The organism is Candidatus Poribacteria bacterium (assembly GCA_009839745.1).
GTDB lineage: Bacteria > Poribacteria > WGA-4E > WGA-4E > WGA-3G > WGA-3G.
Window position 1 is genome coordinate 3,261 of sequence record VXPE01000005.1, and the last position, 15,195, is coordinate 18,455.

The 15,195-nt window shown below is 48.1% G+C and carries 16 protein-coding genes; all 16 read right to left on the minus strand.

Annotated features, from left to right (window positions below; translation table 11 throughout):
* Positions 1-140: 140 nt before the first annotated feature.
* Positions 141-815, minus strand: a complete 675-nt coding sequence (rpe, locus tag F4X88_00865) for a ribulose-phosphate 3-epimerase (protein MYA54821.1) — start codon at positions 813-815, stop codon at positions 141-143.
* A 23-nt stretch (positions 816-838) separates the two neighbouring features.
* Positions 839-1,816 (minus strand): PASTA domain-containing protein, encoded by a 978-nt coding sequence (locus F4X88_00870; protein ID MYA54822.1) that lies wholly within the window; start codon positions 1,814-1,816, stop codon positions 839-841.
* Between the two features lie 14 nt (positions 1,817-1,830).
* Entirely contained in the window at positions 1,831-2,769 is a 939-nt protein-coding gene (locus F4X88_00875; protein MYA54823.1) for a methionyl-tRNA formyltransferase, read from the minus strand.
* A gap of 152 nt (positions 2,770-2,921) precedes the next feature.
* Positions 2,922-3,488 (minus strand): hypothetical protein, encoded by a 567-nt coding sequence (locus tag F4X88_00880; protein ID MYA54824.1) that lies wholly within the window; start codon positions 3,486-3,488, stop codon positions 2,922-2,924.
* Between the two features lie 90 nt (positions 3,489-3,578).
* A complete protein-coding gene (lspA, locus tag F4X88_00885) occupies positions 3,579-4,124 on the minus strand; it encodes a signal peptidase II (protein ID MYA54825.1) in 546 nt (181 codons plus the stop codon).
* Positions 4,069-6,732: a class I tRNA ligase family protein gene (locus F4X88_00890; protein MYA54826.1), complete on the minus strand. Its 2,664-nt coding sequence runs from the start codon at positions 6,730-6,732 to the stop codon at positions 4,069-4,071. The genes lspA and F4X88_00890 overlap by 56 nt, the downstream gene beginning before the upstream one ends.
* 89 nt (positions 6,733-6,821) lie before the next feature.
* Positions 6,822-7,085, minus strand: a complete 264-nt coding sequence (locus tag F4X88_00895) for a YggT family protein (protein ID MYA54827.1) — start codon at positions 7,083-7,085, stop codon at positions 6,822-6,824.
* Between the two features lie 27 nt (positions 7,086-7,112).
* Positions 7,113-7,913: a pyrroline-5-carboxylate reductase gene (proC, locus tag F4X88_00900; GenBank protein MYA54828.1), complete on the minus strand. Its 801-nt coding sequence runs from the start codon at positions 7,911-7,913 to the stop codon at positions 7,113-7,115.
* Positions 7,914-7,954: 41 nt separating this feature from the next.
* Complete coding sequence (locus F4X88_00905; GenBank protein MYA54829.1) at positions 7,955-8,689, minus strand: YggS family pyridoxal phosphate-dependent enzyme; 735 nt, start codon at positions 8,687-8,689, stop codon at positions 7,955-7,957.
* Between the two features lie 29 nt (positions 8,690-8,718).
* Positions 8,719-8,997 carry a hypothetical protein gene (locus F4X88_00910; GenBank protein MYA54830.1) on the minus strand — a complete coding sequence of 93 codons (279 nt, stop codon included), beginning with the start codon at positions 8,995-8,997 and terminating at the stop codon, positions 8,719-8,721.
* A 229-nt stretch (positions 8,998-9,226) separates the two neighbouring features.
* Complete coding sequence (pgeF, locus tag F4X88_00915) at positions 9,227-9,979, minus strand: peptidoglycan editing factor PgeF (protein MYA54831.1); 753 nt, start codon at positions 9,977-9,979, stop codon at positions 9,227-9,229.
* Positions 9,976-10,302, minus strand: a complete 327-nt coding sequence (locus F4X88_00920) for a cupin domain-containing protein (GenBank protein MYA54832.1) — start codon at positions 10,300-10,302, stop codon at positions 9,976-9,978. The genes pgeF and F4X88_00920 overlap by 4 nt, the downstream gene beginning before the upstream one ends.
* A 20-nt stretch (positions 10,303-10,322) precedes the next feature.
* Positions 10,323-11,096, minus strand: coding sequence for a hypothetical protein (locus F4X88_00925; GenBank protein ID MYA54833.1), 774 nt, complete (start codon positions 11,094-11,096; stop codon positions 10,323-10,325).
* Positions 11,096-11,926 carry a twin-arginine translocase subunit TatC gene (gene tatC / locus F4X88_00930; protein MYA54834.1) on the minus strand — a complete coding sequence of 277 codons (831 nt, stop codon included), beginning with the start codon at positions 11,924-11,926 and terminating at the stop codon, positions 11,096-11,098. Before tatC ends, F4X88_00925 begins: the two co-directional genes overlap by 1 nt.
* Positions 11,927-11,953: 27 nt before the next feature.
* Positions 11,954-12,169, minus strand: coding sequence for a TatA/E family twin arginine-targeting protein translocase (locus F4X88_00935; protein ID MYA54835.1), 216 nt, complete (start codon positions 12,167-12,169; stop codon positions 11,954-11,956).
* A gap of 456 nt (positions 12,170-12,625) precedes the next feature.
* Entirely contained in the window at positions 12,626-15,187 is a 2,562-nt protein-coding gene (locus tag F4X88_00940) for a restriction endonuclease subunit R (protein MYA54836.1), read from the minus strand.
* Positions 15,188-15,195: the final 8 nt, after the last annotated feature.

The window sequence follows — 15,195 nt, forward strand, 5'->3', positions numbered from 1 at the left end:
GGACTACAAACCTTCGTCATCCGTTGCAGGAGTGCGCAACTTTTGAATAACCGTCCTTTAAATGTTCCTTGCGGTTCGGTGAGGTGAGTTGGCAGCGTCGAATCCTTTTCCGTTGAGCCGTCCCGGCGCGTTGCTTGGGACTACAAACCTTCGTCATCCGTTGCAGGAGTGCGCAACTTTTGAATAACCGTCTCCGGTTGCTGACTGCGGAAGATAGCGGTTCCTGCGACGAGGACGGTTGCGCCGTGATGAATCGCGAGAGGCGCGATTTCTGTCGTTACACCACCATCAACGGAAATGTCAAGAAGCAACGTCATTTCTTGAACTATTCGATGTAATGTTGCTATTTTTTTGAGTGTATCCCGCTGAAAAGGTTGGCCTCCGAACCCAGGTTCAACACTCATTGGTAGGACCAAGTCAATGTCCGACAGGTAAGGTGTAACCGATGAGACGGGTGTCTTCGGACAAAGTGCTAAACCGGGTTTAAGCCCGTGTGCTTTGATCTCCGAAATTACTTCGTTGGGTTTATCGGCACTTTCGATGTGAAAGGTAACCAGATCTGCACCAGCTGCTGCAAGGGCATCGATATAGCACAGCGGGTGTGTCACCATAAGATGGACATCAAAAGGCACATCGGTGATCTCGCGAACAGCCGCGATAAAGGGTGGACTGATAGCGAAATTTGGCACAAATTCACCGTCCATCACGTCGAAGTGGAGCATATCTGCCCCAGCCGTGACGATCCGCTTGACCTCTTCGCCAAGACGACTGAAATCTGCAGCGAGTAATGAAGGCGCAATTTTAGGCGTAAAAATCTGTAATCTCCTTTAGCGGCGTTCTATCTATAAACCACTTCAGGTAATTTTTCATCATCCTCGTAGACGATCACCCGTGCTTTGCCAAAGACGCGAATCCCCTTCTGTTCCAAATCAATCACTGTCCCGGGGGCGTAGCGTTGATCGACCTCAATGCGCTCACTGTAGGCATCAATTATAACAATCCTGATGTGACGTGAAAGTTTCCCTTCTTCACTCACCGTATACGTGAAGGGTAAGGGTCTGCTAATGTTTGCAGTAGTTCCTTGTACACCACTAATTTCGAGTAGAATGCGGTCTCCAGTTCTCACCATCACGCCACCTACAGGTTCGTGCGTGATAATTGCACCTTGGGGAATTTTAGGGTGTGAACTGTATTCAGTCTCAATCTTGAGTCCTACTGCTTCCAGGGCAGCAACCACATTGGCAGCCAGCTGACCTTGGAAATTCGGAAGTTGGACCACTTGTGGTCTCGGTCCACGACTCACTAAAAGATTCACAGGATTGCCGCGGCGTTGTCCGCCTCCTTCTGGCGGTGTTTGTGCGATAACCGTATCCTGCAGATAATCTTCAGAATGGACGAAGGCAACTCGATTTGGACGAAAACCCGCGCTCGTCAGGGTATCAAAAGCGGCATCTCGCGATTTCCCAATGACGGAGGGAACGGGGACTAACTCCGCTCCTATGCTCACTGTGATTTCAACGGGCTGATATGATTTTATTCTAAAGTTTGCCTCTGGATTTTGTGAGACGATTTCACCTTTCGGTGCATCGCTGCTCGCTTCTTGAATGGTTTTTGCGGGCTGTAACCCCGCCTCACCCAGAATTCGCACGGCTTCATAGTAGCTTTCGCCGGTAATGTTGGGAACAAGGACCTCTTCGGTTCTGATCCAATTCGGAATAATGAAGAAAATGGCTAAGACCCCAATTATACCGAAGACAATCAAGAAATATAGGAGAACCTTGAATGATGCAAATAGGGTGTTGTTTAGACTATTCATTTTTTAATTCTACCTCAATAATTAAAAAACTCGCCTGTTTGCAACTGGTACCCGTTAATAAAATCGTGGGCTTCCATAGATTTTTTGGTTGCAGGTTGAATTTCCAACAATTGGAGCGTGCCTTCTGCCGTGGCAACGAGGAGTTTTTGTCTTTCGGCTATTTCAAGGGTCCCGGGCCGTCGATCAAGTTTCTGTGGCAGGGGTTGACAACGCACAATTTTCAGCCGAAGTTTCTCGCGGAAGAAAGTATAAGCACCGGGCCAGACTGCTGTCCCTCTGACCAAATTGTGAATTGTGATCGCCGGTTGATTCCAATCAATTCGCCCGATTTCCTTCGTCAATCGCGGGGCATGCGTTGCTTCTGCGTCGTTCTGTGGGATTGCCGATGGTGGTTCTCCAACCGGCATATTGGATAAACATCGGACAAGCTGATTTGCCCCGAGTTGCGCCAACTGTCTCGTCAATGTGAAAGCAGTATCTTCGTCTCGGATCGGGACTCGGTCTGCGGAAATAATATCACCTGTATCCTCCCCGGCATCGAGTAACATCAGTGTCACACCTGTCTCGGTTTCACCATTAATGAGTGCCCACTGAATTGGGGCGGCACCGCGATACTTTGGAAGAAGAGAGGGATGCACATTGATGGTGCCACAGGACGGAATATCCAAAATAGTTTGGGGAAGGATTTGCCCAAAGGCAGCAACAACAATCACATCTGGAGTGAGACGTTTAAGCGTCCGCACAAAACCTGGATTTCTCGCCTTCTCAGGTTGATAGACCGGTATCGTATGCGCTGTAGCGACTCCTTTGACAGGTGACGGAGTGAGCCGTTTTCCGCGTCCGCTGGGTCGGTCGGGTTGTGTGACGACACCGATGAGTTCAAATGTGTGGGCGATGAGTTCTTTGAGCGCTGGAACGGCAAACTCACTGGTCCCCATAAACAGAATACGCACTTTTAATTATTCCTTGCGGAGAAACAACCCAAGTTTGGACTTTGACGTGCTCTTCTCAAGAGTCGCCTGCGCCGTTGTTGCAGGCGACGCGTCTGGTAGAAAGTTGCAAAGTGTTCTAAAATCTATAAACGGACTTCGTTTAAACCTACGAGTTAGAAACGAATTTGAATGAGTGGCACCGCAAAACCGACAGCCTGGTCATTTGCCCATCCGTTGAGTCCTTTATTCATCGAGTCCTGTAGCGACTTATTTCTATATCTCGCTACATACGGGTCGGCATCGGACAACCGTGTAAGAGGACCGTCCACGGGATCCTCATCCTCAGGCGGTGGCGGTGTTTTTGGTTCAGGTACACGCGGTGCCGATCGGTCAACGTTACGGGTATGCCACCAATCCCATACCCCAATAAACAGAGAAAATGAAACAGCCCCGATGCCAATTATGCGATAGTCTTGTGTGGATAGCTCAGGTGCGAATTGGTTTTCACGCAACATTTTCACCAATCGCATTACGCCGTAACTGTGAATCGCGGTAAATGGGAGGGAACTCAAAGTAATGATCTCAAAGCGTCGCAAAGCACTTTCGCTATATTCCTCTGAATGCGTATGTCCTGCCTCCGATTCGTGATCGTCGGAATGAAGTTGCGCTTTTGCGTGTGGGATCCCTAAGGAAAGAAAGATTAGGCTAAACAAGAATAATCGAACACTCAATTTACACATGGATTATTTTCCCTGACGATTGGAACAAGCCAGAACCCTGATTATCGGAGATTTCATCATAGTGAATCACATCAATCATAAAAATCCTGGTCAAGTTTCCTGGTGTTGATCGCGGTTTTGAAAAAGGTAAACAATTAACATCCCGGCTCCAATACAGACGGAAACATCCGCAACGTTAAAAGTCGGCCAAAAGAGCCCCTTATCAGCTATACCGAATTGCAGGAAATCGACAACCTCACCCAAATAGAGGCGATCAATGAAATTTCCAACGGCACCGCCGAGCAGAAAACCGAGAGCGACTTGCATCCAACGGCTCTCTCTGAATCGAAGATAATAAGCAAAAATGAAGGCTAAAGCGACAATAGTAATGAGAATCAGTAAGACCCTGTGTCCAGCAAGCACCCCAAAAGCCGCGCCTGTATTTCTATCGTGCCGAAGGTTGAAAAATCCCGGAATAATCGGAATAACCTCTGTAACCTGCGCGATATGGTTCTGCACCAGCCATTTACTGACCCAATCTAGTATCAACACTGGAATCGCCACACCGATTAAGGGTAGAAGCGTCTGCCATGTATTTTTTTTAGGATCCTGCATCGTGGGCATTCTTAAGCGCCTCCCATTCCGCTTTTGCATCATCCGTCTCTATATCGGAAACCTGTAGCGTTTTCTCAATAATCGGTGAGAGTAGGTGCCAATTATTCTGAAAAATGCTCTGTTTATTCGTTATATCCTCTGTAGGAATGAGATGATAGAAATGTTCTGCCAAAAAAGGTGTCAAGGGTGCCAACCGTTGCAGGAGCACAGTCGCGATGTGTACCAAGGTAGCTTGTGCCACGGGTCCAGTTTTAGCGGGACGCGACTCTATGGTGCGGAGATAAAAATGCAGATCGTCTTCGCAGAAATTGGTTAACAGTGTCCACATTTCATGAAAATTCCCGTCTTGGTAAGCCTGCTGGACCTCCTGTAAAAGCTGATAGGTAACGATTATCGCCAACGCATCGATCGGAAGAAGTTTGGAGGGGTGGAAGGATAGAAGGGTGGGGGGACCATTCTTCCAATCTTCCACCCTTTCCTCTGCTTTCCGTTTTTTCAATCTTTCACCTTGAGGACCTTTCCCAAAATGGTAGACGGAATTACTGATATTCTCCAATAGTTCGTGTAATTGCTCGTATTGACCGAGGTAGCTCTCTGCAAGTTTATCCAGGGACTTGGGACTGACGCGCTCTGTTCCGACCTTAGGCGTTATTGCAACCAAGCGTGCCACATCCGCTGGATATTCGTTGAGAAATCCGTCTTGTATCTGTATTTCCTCACCAACTTTTGGCATTGTGTTAAGCTTTAGTTGCTTAAAGGGCTGGCTTTCTTTAATTGGACGGCTTCTACTAAGTGATGCGGAGATAACACTGATTTCAGCCAACCATTTTGTCCATTTTGAATCCGCTGTATCGTTTTGCGGTACAAACATGACACTGGTGTGCCCACCGAGCGGTCTCTTGAAATCAGAGTTGTCAATGATCTGCAGTAGATTGGCGAAATGGCTATCAATGAGCGTCGCTTCTTTGCGAAAATCGCTCGAATTACAGTTTAGACACCGTGTATCAACAGGCAAAAGTTCCTCAACGCTCAAACGGAACCAGAATTCAAACCCGCGTTGTATAGAATTCCGGATTGCGTTGAGGGTATTTTTATCGGTCAGCGGCTCATCACACTGGTCGCAGAGGAGAATTGGCAGGGGCATTCCCCATTGGCGTTGTGCTGAAACCTGCAAATCCTCAAAATCAAGGACGGCTTTTTGGACCTCGCGAATACCTTTATGCTCCGTGTCACCGTAATTATCCCAATATTCTGGGGCGTTGAGGAGCTGGGTAGTGGCGTGGTTTTTGGAGAGAGAGAACACCCATTTTGAACAGGGGCGGGACACAGCCACTTCTTCACAGCGCGGACAATGCGGCTCAGGCATTTCGCTTCTTTGGGTCTCAAGGAGATAACCGCACTTCTCCAATTGTGGCACAATAAATTTCTCAGCATCAAACAGATACAAACCGCACAACTGCCCAGCCTCTTCGGTGAACCTTCCGGTTTCATCAAAAACAGGCATAGTATTCATGTTTAATGCCTGGGCGATGTTGTAACTCGGCAGATGATGTGCTGGGTTTAAGGGCATAACCCCGGATTTTAGGGAAGATATTGATTCATCATCAACGGCATCCGTTGCTAAGGCTTCAGGAATGAGTGTAATTTCCAAGTCTTTTGACGCAAACAGTGGATGCGCCACAGCGCATTGTGCGAGTTCAGAGGCTTTGATTTTTGTAATAGGTTTCGGTTTGGATTGTCCTTTTGGAAGGTGTTTCGTAAAGTGTTTGAGCTGCGGTTCCGCAAAAAGTAGGTATTCGTCTTGCCATTGGGTGAGCCAATAGGTCGTATCCTCGGTAATTCCGAGTTTAACGATTCCCGCTATTTCCCAGAGGTGCGGTATTTGGAGACAGAAGAAGACATCTACGCCAAATTCCTCTAACCCGACAGTGAAAGGAAACTTTACGTAGCCCTTCAAGGTGCGTGTCGGTATTTGGACGAGATTCGTTTGACTGATCGGGACAGTGCAGTTGGGACACCACGGACTTAGCTGCGGCAAGTCGTGCAGATAGTCAGAATCGCGGAGTCGACTAATAAGCGCAATAAGCCTTGCTTCCTGTCGCGATTCGAGGGTTTTCTGTGCAGCATCCCAATCCGCGAAGATACCGAGTTGATGGAATTTCTGTTTTTGGACTTCCAATTCCTGTTTATGTCGTGCGCGACATCGCTTTCGGAGGACAGATAACTTGATTGGCGTTTTGGATTTTGCAGCCTCAGTAACGTCTTCCTCAATCCAAAGGGGATAGGTCTCCCATGCAGGCACGTATGTGACCTGATGTCCTTGCATTAATTCTGCTTTAAGGAAGATGTCTTGACAAACTTTTCTACAAAGGGTGCTAAGAGTGAGTGCATCGACGGAGGTGGGTATCTCGCGAAGGACATAGGTGTCTGTCTGGGAGGAGTGGGGGTGCTGTGTAGCACTTGCCTTGACGGCACTGTGGTCTACAGCCCCAGATTTTTTGCTCGCGAGTGGGTATACATTCGCGGTCTGCCAAATTTCCAGAACGGCGTTTTCCCTTTCGCGGTCTGTCAACTGCGGTGGCTCTTTCGGTTTCGTGGATTTGCCGCGTTTACGCGTCGTGCTTTTTGTGGTGGAATTTCGTTTTCTCATATTTTTCGTATGACACAAACTAAAAGTTTATGCTACAAACGCGCAGTTTGTGTAAGTCCTAATTAACTGTTTGGCATTGCTGCCATCTATCACCAGATCACACCTGCCAGAAACTGTAACAGAAGGATCAGCACAAAAGGTGAAATGTCAATACCAAAATTCCGAGTTACCGGTCCGAGTGCGTTCCGAATGGGATTTAAAACTGGATCTACGAGGCGACTTGTCCACCAATAGAGTTGCCTAACGACTGAGTTCTGAGTGCCAAAAACAAACCAAGAAAGTACGGCATTCGCGAAAACCACTATTGTATAAATTTCAAGCAGTTCACTGATGAACCAAGCGAACATATCCATTATTTCCTAAAATCCCTCGTAAACTGATTACGTACTCCCAAGTTGCTTTGCTCGCTCCGTCGCAGCGAGGATAGCTTCTGTAAGCGTTGCTCGTAAACCGCCGCGTTCTAAGGCGTGTAGTCCGGCAGCGGTTGTTCCACCTGGTGTGGTAACACGGTTCTTGAGCGCAGCGGGGTGTTCCTGCGTCTCAATTAACATAGTCGCTGCCCCTAAGACTGTATGGGTAGCAAGTTTCTGTGCATCCGCACGTGGTAAACCAACATGAACGCCGGCATCCGCTAACGCTTCAATGAAGAGTGCGACATAGGCGGGTCCACTCCCACTTACCCCCGTGACAGCATCAAGATGGCGTTCATCCATCACTAAAGAGGTACCACACGCGTCGAAAATTTTCTGTGCTATTTCGAGATGTTCCTGATTCGCTGCCCTGCCAGCCGTGAGTACGGAGATTGCCGCACCCACGGATGCTGAAATATTCGGCATCACCCGAACGACGGGTGGTGCGTTGTCAAAGTAGGATTCAAGCGTTGTCGTTGTAACACCCGCTGCGATGCTAATGAGCCATTGCGATGCTGACAAGGTGCGTGCAACCTGTGGTAAAACGTGTGGGACTGCTGGAGGCGTAACAGCACAAAGAATAACTTCGGTGTTTTCTACCAAAGCAGCGATATCGCTTGCCCTGTTAGTTCCCTTTTCATCACACAGCTGCTGGACAAGGGTATTATCAAGGTCGGTAACCCAGATTTGTTTCGCGGGAAAGACCGTGTCAGCGATACTTCGGACGATAATGCCGCCCATCTTTCCAACGCCTATTACACCTAACTCCATATTTTAATTATTCCTTGCGGTTCGGTCAGAACTCTCTTTAACTACTGGCTGTTTTCTGAAACCTCAAAAATCGCCCTGCCGATTCTAACGAGGTTCGCGCCTTCTTGAACGGCTACCTCAAAGTCGTTTGTCATCCCCATAGAGAGATACTCCAGGGTAACTCCGGGAAATTTTTGGGCTTCTATTTTTTCAGCAATCGATCTCAGCAAGGCGAATGCGGGACGGTTTGCGTCCGGTGAAGGTGTTAACTGCCCCATTGTCATCAACCCAACAATGTGCGCGGCCGGATATACCTGTGCGTCTTCCATGAACTGAAGGACATCCTCCGCTGCCACCCCGTATTTACTTGCCTCGCGCGTGGTATTTACTTGAATTAAAACATCTGTTCGTTGTGAGCGTTGTTCAGACCGACGTGCTATTTCTGCTAAAAGCCGCAAACTGTCAACTGAATGAATCAGTGAAAACATCTCCACTGCGGTTTTAACCTTATTTCTTTGCAGATGTCCAATCAGGTGCCATCGGCATGCGTTACGAGTGGCATCAGCCCCTGTAGCATCCACAAAGGCATTGACCGGCGTGTACTTCTGTTGCGCTTCCTGCACACGGTTTTCACCTATATCCGTTGCCCCTGCAGCGAGAGCTGTCTGAATTTCTGCCACCGCACGCCCTTTCGTAACAGCAACGAGCGTTATTGAATCGCGTGTGCGTTTACTCCGTTCTGCAGCGTTGGCAATCCGTTCATTGACCCTGGAAAGATTCTCAACAATCGAGTTCAATTTTTCAATTCCACAATTAAAAGGGTTTGTCAACTTTCAAGATTGTCTGTTGATGGCGGATCTGGATTTAAAGGCTTGCTTGTGTGAAAGAGTATACCAATGACAGCGACCAAGACGGCTATACTAACAATCCCAATACCAACGGTTATCTTATGTGTTGCCTCCGTATAAACCTGCGTGACTTGCACGGCACTCACATTTTCGGACAAAACTTCCTGATACTTGGAAGGGTGGTTGCCGCCTTGTATAATAAAAACAAGTCCGATCAAACCTGTAACGATTGATAACGTCGCGAAGAGCACGCGCATCTTCAATTCTTTCCGGCGTATGCCAAATTATTACCTAACAACGAATTTAAGAAATCATTGCCCTAAACAGGTTGGAACATCTAAGAAAAATAACGTTACAAATTGTAGTGAGGTTTCGACTGGGGACGCCGCTGATACTGATATTCATTTATGGCATCTACAATATATATTAATAATGATACTATATTTTTACGAGAAAAGCAAATTTTCCATCTGAGGATGCCCGTCTCTATTCAGTATCAAGTTGGATATATGAGAGCATCCTACCTGTTTGTCCGTTCTCAGCCCGATGTGAATAAAAAAGGTCTGTGCGACAAGCGGTGCAAAGTGGAGATATTGAGATGGAAGTGGAGGGTAAACCTGCTTCAACTAATTGGTTAACATTGGCAGCCTGTAGATTCAAGTGTGTTCCATCGTGGACGCTGCAGCCGAAGCGTTCAGCAAATTGTGTCAGCAATTCTGTGCTGACGGTATAGCAGCATTTCTGGATAGCGGGTCCCAAATGAACCCGGCAGTTTTCAATCACAGTTCCGAAACAGGCTTTCATTTGTGCCAGCGTGTTCACCGCAACTCGTGCGAAGGTGCCACGCCACCCTGCATGCGCGAGACCGATTGCTGGCGTTTCAATATCAAGAATGAAAATAGGGACACAATCCGCTGTAAAAATTCCCAATGCCACATCGCGACACGCGGAGACCAGGGCGTCTGCCTCTGGGGGATTTTCAAGAGAGGCTCCCGTTGTGTCATCAACAGCAATCACACAGTTCCCATGCACTTGACGACAATACCGCCAATTCTTTAAACCCGTTCGCTGAAAAAGGATTTTTCTGTTGGTTGCGACTGCCCTCGGATCGTCGCCGACATGTTCAGCGAGATTCAAGGAGGCGTAAGGTGTGTGGCTAATGCCGCCAGTGCGCAGACTAATGCCAGCAGTGACAATGCCGGTCGTTTGAAGTTCTTGAATCGCGCGATACGTTTTCATGACTTGTAATCTTCTCGTGGTGGACTAAAGATGTCGAGAGCAACAGCGGGCTCTTCAAACGCCTTGGCACTGTGCTTCACATTGGAAGGGATAAGGTAAGCGTCTCCTTTTTTGAGTATCCGAGATTCTCCGTCAATGGAGAGTTCAAATGTTCCTTCGAGGACCATCCCCATCTGTTCATGTGGATGACTGTGCTCTGCAACAACACTATACGGTTGCAGATTGACGAAGGACATCATTATTTTTTCACCGTGAAGTGTCCGAAGACGTGCGCCATCGAAGACCTGCTTTTCGGGTTGCTCATCAATAACGAAAAAGGGCATCGGTTGTGGGTATCTCCTTTCTATGGAAATGGCACATCGGGTGTAGCAGGCTCGACGTAAAGCAGCCTTTTACAACTTGAACAGTAGACTTGTTTCTGATACTTTTGAGCTTCCTTGAGGGTCTGCGGTTGAATAGCGATGCGGCAACTGTCGCAGATACCGCTTTTGCTGAGTGCGACAAAACCGGTTTTCGCTCGCGCTGCGCCGGACCGGTTTGCAAACTGGGCTTTCATCCAGCGGTGATATTCGTCTCTGAGTCCTTTTTCAATTTTAGGAAGAAACGCCTTCCGACGTTTCAACTTTTCATCTCGCTCTGTCTTTAAATTCTGGAGTTCTTGCTGGAGTTGTGCGGTTTCAGTATCAGTTTTCTGCCTTTCTTGGTTTACTTCAACTTCCACTTGTGCCAATTCTTCTTTGAGTTGATCGCTTTTCTCCATAAGAACTAAGATCGTATCCTCCGCTTCTCCGTCCTCTTTATCAAGATATTCAATTTGTCGCTCAAGCGCATTATAAGCCTCGTTTGTCTTAACAACGCGTTGTTCATCTCGATATTTCTCGCGTTGGACAGCATTCATTTCAATTTCGGCGTTTTTGGAGCGTTGTTCTCTCTCTGTCTCTGCGAGCTCTGCCGATTTCGCCGCCATATCTGCTTCAGACTCTATAACGTCCGACTCTAACTGTTTAATACTACGCGGGATCTCTTGAAGTTTTCGCTGGATGGATAACAGTTCTTGGTCGCGCTCCTGTAATTGGTATAACAAAGCAAGTTGTTGCTGTAAAGGCTCGTTAGCCATTATACTTCTGCCTCCTTTTCGACAAGGTATGCGAAGAAAATACCGAGTTGATACAAAACGAAGAGTGGTATTGCCATCAATAACATTGAACCCGGATCGGCAGGTGTCAAGAGAGCCGACATGACACAGATACCCAATAACGCGTAACTTTGCTTCTCACGGAAGCCCTGTGCGTCAATGATGCCGATACGGGACAGAAACGCCATAACTATCGGTAACTCAAAAGCGATACCGAATCCTAAAATTAAGCGCGTTATAAAGTTGATATATTTTTCCAGGTCCCACATGTTGGGTAACTCTGGCAGCAGCTGCGCGGAGAATTGCAGGACGACCGGTGTGACAATAAAGTAGGCGAAAGCCGCACCGAAGATGAAAAATACGACGATAATCAAAAACAGCGGTACTGCGAATTGCCGCTCCTCGCGATTGAGTGCCGGAAAAACGAACGCCCAGACCTGATAAATGATTATCGGCAGTGCCAGCAAAATGCCGGTGGTTATCCCTAATTTCAGGTATGCCATGATACCTTCCAAGGGACCCACCTTCATCAGTATTGCGTTGACACTCGAAGTTCCGGATCGCAAAGCGAGTGCGAAAAATCCGAGTATTGAGCCCTCAGTCCCGCCTACGACATCAATAGCATTCGCGATGAGCGTGTTCATCGAAGTTCCCAATGGAAACTTAATTACCTTTTCAATGGGCTTGCTGAAAGACAAACTTAGGACCGTAAAAACGGCGATCGCGATAGCAGAAATAATAATGCGACGCCGGAGTTCCTCCAGGTGTTCCCAGAAAGTCATTGCAACTTCGTTAGCTTCCGTAGATTCCATAGTGCCTGCCGCTCGCAATCCGAGTCATCAAGAAGGTTTCGGAGGTTTAATGTTCGGATCCGGTTCTTTATCAATCTCATCTGCTGCTTTTGTCAGTTCATCTTGGAGATCACTACCCGCGCTCTTAAATTCTCGGATCGCTTTACCGAGGGAACGCCCCATTTCGGGCAACTTTTTCGGTCCAAAAATGACGAGTGCGACGACCAGGATTATAAAGATCTCCATTCCGCCTATTCCACCCATATCTGCATTCCTCCTCGAATGAAATGTGGTAGTTTGCTGCTATTTATAGTGTAGCACACAATCAATCTATTCTCAATTATTTTTTCGATGTATTCAGTTTAGGACTTACGCAAATTGAGCAAATATCAGACATTTGGACGCAAAAAGTGGGTATTTCGGTGCTTTATAGTAAGCACGCGATGCATTGCCCGATGATCCGGACGCCCATTTGGTCAACAGAAGTATGGAGTTTTGGATTTTTGTTGCGATGGAAAGGTAACTTTATGTTCAGATTTGCGTCAGAAAAATAGGGCAATTCACGGAGGCTTCACGGAGGATTTTCCGGTGGTAGGCGGTCCCTGAGTTCCCAGCGTTGCAAATAGACACTCTCCGTGAAAGTGGATTTTAGGATTGACAGGATAATAGCAGACGATGGTCGGAAATTGGGATTTGGGGATCCTTCTTGTAATAAGAATATCACTCAGTATTCAAACGAGCTGATATTTCCAGAAATTCCTGTTCGCTGAATACCAACTGGAAGATGCCTTGCCGTCTGGGACTGTCGTAGACGACCATTCTACCGGCGGTGTTGAATGCGCCTTCAAGTGTTTCCAATACCTTTCGCTTATATTCGGTGTCAAGATTGCCTTCGAGGTGCTCACCCTTTGTGTCAAAAATCAAGACGCGCGTTACGCCCGCGATGTCATTCGTCATGGCGACAAAGTCAGGGTAAATGCGTCCGCGTTTCCAGCCTTGCAAGTAGTACTCACCCCGTTGACGCGCCGCGACTCGATGCCACCATTGCAGTGCTCTTTCTTCATCAAGGTAATACGCGAATTTCTTTTCCAATTCGCTATCGAATTGCCGCTCAAAAACGGATTCAAAGAGGCTTAACTGCAGAGGCTCATAATCTCTTCTTAAGAGAGGTCTGTCCTCTCGAACCTGTATGTTGTAACTATCCACCATCCGATAGTTCGGTTCTCGTGTCTCCAAGTCAAAGCGGATCTCATCTTGGTCCAATTTCCTGCGGAAGACCTGTTCTGCTTGCCTCTCGACTTCGCTTTTTACATGTTCCCGCAGCATATATGCGAGGTAAGAACGCCGGTCATAGATGTCTGCTTCGGTGTTCCCTTCTGCGCTAAGGCGTTCGTGCAGCTGCTGTGCGATACGAGCCGCTTGCCAGAGATTTGGCATAAGGTCGGACAGACGGCGTGCGAAATCGGAAATGTTGACAGTTTTATCAATATAGGGTTCTTGCTCGGGACGGAAAACAGGAGCGACCTCACCCATATCAACTGTTGCGGATTGCCGTTGGACACGCTGCGGGGCAGATGATCGTGGATCGGGAGGTTCGATTGCTGACCAATCTATATGCGGTAGGATGTGTGCTTGGTAATTAAGCTGAATCCATCTATTACCATCTCTATGGCGGACAACGGGCAGGTAAATCTCCGAATTTTGGAACGGGCTCCGACGTTGGACTGTCTGCTGTTGGACCTCTTGCGGTGCGCTCTCTTGTCGTGAATCCGACGCGCCCATCACTTCATCGCCTAAACCTGTCAATCCCTCCGATTCCAAGCCATTCTTCACCTGCGTGACGACGGCACCGACATCGACATTATTGCAATAGACGTAGCACTGATCCAGTGATTCTCTACCGGTGAGTTGGGCATGCGGTTGCCGCATCACGCGCCCGACGAGTTGTGTAATTGCCCGTTGTGCTTGGGTATTGTCGAGCATCACCAAGAGATAAGCGAAAGGACAATCCCAACCTTCCATCAGTGCGGATTTTGTGATGATCCAACGCACCTGCGAAAATTCGGAGAGTAGATTTTCCCTGCCGAGTTCATCGTTCTCAGCGGATTTGACGCGGACTGCATCCGAAGGCACACTAAGGTTCTGTGTGAGATACTCCCGGACATCCTCAGCGTGGATGCGCTCATTGTCTCGTTGATCCCTGCCAGTTCGCTCCACCCGGACAACAGCGATCGGGCGGACATACCGTCCCGTGCTGTTCTCATACGATTTCGCCTCGGTATCAAGGCGTTCCAGTTCGTCAGCGGCTTGGCTGAGGGTTAATTGCCACTCAGCATTCGGAAACGATGTCACTTGCACCGGTAGCTTAATCATCTCCTCTTTTTTCAGGTCGGGTCCCTCAATATCGACAAGTAGATTGCTGATGCCGCGGTTGGGGGTGGCAGAGAGTTCAATTACTATGCGTGGATCGAGGCGGTTGATGGATTTGGCGAATTCTTCGTTCGCTTGCCGATTTCTCGCGCCGTAAGCCTTGTGTGCCTCGTCCAGAACAACAATGGGACGGAGCATCTTGAAGACGTTAAATAGGCTCTGTTTGACGAGTCCACCTTCCGTGTGGCACTCCAGATCGGGGTATTCATTTAGCAGACGGGTGTTGCCGAAGATATCGTCGCTGTCGGGGTAAAAACTGGGGTAGCGTCCGCTATCCCGGAACATACGGAGGAACTCCCTGCCTTTCTGTCGGTTGGTTGCTGGGAGCATGAGCAGCATGACACAGAGATAATTGGCGATGTCGTCTCTGTTGAAGGTATCCTCCTTTTCCAGCATCTTGACACGACCTGCGCTCGCCCGATTCAACATCTTACGGTAGGGGTGTCGTTTGTCCCATAAGGCGACTTTGGTTTGATTATAGATCGCCTTGCTTGGCACAACCCAGAGGACCAGACCTCGTTGCCACGGGAGGCGTTCCAGTGCTGCAGCGGCGAGCAAGGTTTTACCGCCACCTGTTGGCACTTTAAAACAGATATGTGGGACAGGACGGTTTGCCTCGTCGGTGCGGTCAACGTATTCGCCTGCGGTTGCTGCGACACCGCCGTTGCCTTTTAATTTTTGCCATGCAGCTTTCGGGTAATTGCGCAGTTCATCGGGGATCGGAATGTCGGTCGGTGCCTGTCTGAACATTTCGATCATCATTTCTAACTCACGTTGTGTATCTTCAAGTGCTTCTAACCAACGAGCCAAAGCGTCAAGTGCACCGCGTTGATATTCCTTTAATTCCAGCATTGTATTAT

Bases quoted from the DNA above. Each gene is read 5' to 3' on its own strand.
- F4X88_00870 (MYA54822.1), bottom strand. From the start codon at position 1,816: ATGAATAGTCTAAACAACACCCTATTTGCATCATTCAAGGTTCTCCTA.
- F4X88_00880 (MYA54824.1), bottom strand. From the start codon at position 3,488: ATGTGTAAATTGAGTGTTCGATTATTCTTGTTTAGCCTAATCTTTCTT.
- lspA (MYA54825.1), bottom strand. From the start codon at position 4,124: ATGATGCAAAAGCGGAATGGGAGGCGCTTAAGAATGCCCACGATGCAG.
- F4X88_00890 (MYA54826.1), bottom strand. From the start codon at position 6,732: ATGAGAAAACGAAATTCCACCACAAAAAGCACGACGCGTAAACGCGGC.
- F4X88_00895 (MYA54827.1), bottom strand. From the start codon at position 7,085: ATGGATATGTTCGCTTGGTTCATCAGTGAACTGCTTGAAATTTATACA.
- proC (MYA54828.1), bottom strand. From the start codon at position 7,913: ATGGAGTTAGGTGTAATAGGCGTTGGAAAGATGGGCGGCATTATCGTC.
- F4X88_00910 (MYA54830.1), bottom strand. From the start codon at position 8,997: ATGCGCGTGCTCTTCGCGACGTTATCAATCGTTACAGGTTTGATCGGA.
- pgeF (MYA54831.1), bottom strand. From the start codon at position 9,979: ATGAAAACGTATCGCGCGATTCAAGAACTTCAAACGACCGGCATTGTC.
- F4X88_00920 (MYA54832.1), bottom strand. From the start codon at position 10,302: ATGCCCTTTTTCGTTATTGATGAGCAACCCGAAAAGCAGGTCTTCGAT.
- F4X88_00925 (MYA54833.1), bottom strand. From the start codon at position 11,096: ATGGCTAACGAGCCTTTACAGCAACAACTTGCTTTGTTATACCAATTA.
- tatC (MYA54834.1), bottom strand. From the start codon at position 11,926: ATGGAATCTACGGAAGCTAACGAAGTTGCAATGACTTTCTGGGAACAC.
- F4X88_00935 (MYA54835.1), bottom strand. From the start codon at position 12,169: ATGGGTGGAATAGGCGGAATGGAGATCTTTATAATCCTGGTCGTCGCA.
- F4X88_00940 (MYA54836.1), bottom strand. From the start codon at position 15,187: ATGCTGGAATTAAAGGAATATCAACGCGGTGCACTTGACGCTTTGGCT.